Here is a 2094-nt window from a genome sequence, read left to right on the forward strand (position 1 = left end):
CGTGGTTTTTTTATTGCGGGGTCAAAACACATTGTCTAAGAGTTCTGTCTTCATACTGGGTTCAAAGGGAATGATCTCAACAGTCGCAAGCTTTAACCTCTGAAAAGGATCCTCGCGTAAGCGCTCTTCAAGAGAAGCAAGACTCTCGCATTTAGCGAGAATGACACTACCGTTTCTTGGGATCCCTTTACCGGATGTCAGGAAAATCCCCTCTGCGTACCCCTTTTTAAGCCACTCCACATGAGCAGGTATCGCTTCGTCGATTTCTTCGAGTGGTTTTATATAGGGCTAAAATAACTTCGTAAACTGTGCTCATCCTTTGCCTCTCAGTTTGTCTTATCGCAAGTAATAATTAAATCTTCCGTTGGTTTTACAGAGACGAATCCACTTATAGCATATGATTACATTATAATTCTTAGCGGAGCTTTAAGTCTTAAAAAGGGATCACTACGAGATATTACTATATGCCTCAACATAATAATACCATAACATACAATAAAACTGACAAGATATTACCTCTTAAATTTCTTTATTTAACTTAATCACTAAAAATAAAGTTATCTTCTGCCAGTTTATTTTTTTTCTTGTATTCCTTTTCCCACTCGAAGTATCCCTCAGGTTCATTTGGAGAAACTCCTTTTGTCCAAAATTGATCACCATAGGCAATTAACATTGCCCAATGATATTCACTTTCATGACTGCGCAAAGCCACAGACATGTAATCATTTTCCGTAATACGAACAAGTGGAGAGGCTAACACTATACGCTCAGACTTACCCTCTGTTTTATTCGCATATTTAACAATAATCGCTTTAATTAACTCAACCCAACTATAGTAATTAAAAACAACACTTTCATTAGAATCATTAAATCGGATACCATCGATAACTTTCATTACCCTTTACGCCAACTTTTACTTTACAAGTATCAAATATGACTGCTGCTTAATTTGATAATTCGCTGGTGATAAAGATTGCACATTGCCGGGAGAGATGCTGTGACTATACGGAGTTCACTCCCTCTGTCGTAGTTGGATTGCTTCAACTCGCCATCATCCTGCAGCGTAAAGACGCACACTTGCAGAGGGGACAATACGTTATTTTATGAATACTTGCCGAACTTACACACTAAAATAATAATGAAGATTCAAATGGAAAGCATGAAGTATATATCCATTTGTTAACTCTTCAACTTTATTTTCGTCAATCCCAACGTTCGTCCAGATAAGGTGTGACACCTTCAATTGTAAGAAATTTTGATTGGCAATGGAAATTTAATTTTTCATCTTTTATAGATATTTCACTATAATCCCCCGTCGAAATAATTTCTGGAGAGCAAATAAAACCCACCTTCATTCCTTTAACATCAAATTTAACTACATCCCCAAATGTCAACACAATACAAAGGGCATTGAATTTACTTTCTTTCCATTTTTTTGGGTAGTTAGAAGGAATTTTTCTTGTAAAAAATCGACATGAAATATCAGAAAACCTTTCAAAGGTAAAACCATCGAACTCGACTAATTCCATGCTTAATTCCCCACCAAACATGAAATTAATTTTTTCTTTCCCTATTGCGTTGTCAAACCACATTTATAAACCCTCAAAATTATAATGACCATGAGTACCCGGAACACTACCTGTATTCAAGTTTTGTGGCGGCCTAACATTGAAATGGGGTTCAGCACCATGACCAGAGGTTGCTTTATCATGTCCCAAACTATGTTCCTGGATAAAAACAGGCTTGTTATTTGAATCTCTAAATTCGTATTGTCGAGTTTTTATCGGCAAACCTTTTGAGTTAAGTATTTTGTTGCCTTCCCCATCTAATAGGTCTGGTCTGGAAATAGTTCTAGGGTGCTGATTCATAGGAATTCCCGCATCACGTTTAGCCTGCCTGAATGCATCTCTTCGACTAACTCCTTCATAACTAGTTTTTTTATTAGGTCCTCCACTACTACATTTCGTTAATCCCCACGGATCGATCCACCCCAGCGCATTCGGCGCATACTGGTAAAGATTAATCCCCCCCGCCAGCCCTATCGGGTCCTGCTGCGTAAACCGTCCGCAGTCCGGGTCGTAATACCGGAACAGA

At 38.2% G+C, this 2094-nt stretch carries 3 protein-coding genes and 1 pseudogene; all 4 read right to left on the reverse strand.

The features are described 5' to 3' along the window. Nucleotides 1-21: 21 nt before the first annotated feature. Nucleotides 22-316, reverse strand: a pseudogene (locus LDK53_RS22615) (YciI family protein). 222 nt (nt 317-538) lie between these two features. Further along, nucleotides 539-895, reverse strand: coding sequence for a hypothetical protein (locus tag LDK53_RS22620; RefSeq protein ID WP_225288134.1), 357 nt, complete (start codon nt 893-895; stop codon nt 539-541). 307 nt (nt 896-1202) lie between these two features. After that, nucleotides 1203-1592: an Imm50 family immunity protein gene (locus tag LDK53_RS22625; RefSeq protein WP_045286938.1), complete on the reverse strand. Its 390-nt coding sequence runs from the start codon at nt 1590-1592 to the stop codon at nt 1203-1205. Continuing rightward, nucleotides 1593-2094 (reverse strand): HNH/endonuclease VII fold putative polymorphic toxin (locus LDK53_RS22630; protein WP_263643525.1); only part of this gene is annotated, 502 nt, incomplete at its 5' end.

Source organism: Enterobacter sp. K16B (genome assembly GCF_020216105.1).
Classification (GTDB): domain Bacteria; phylum Pseudomonadota; class Gammaproteobacteria; order Enterobacterales; family Enterobacteriaceae; genus Enterobacter; species Enterobacter sichuanensis.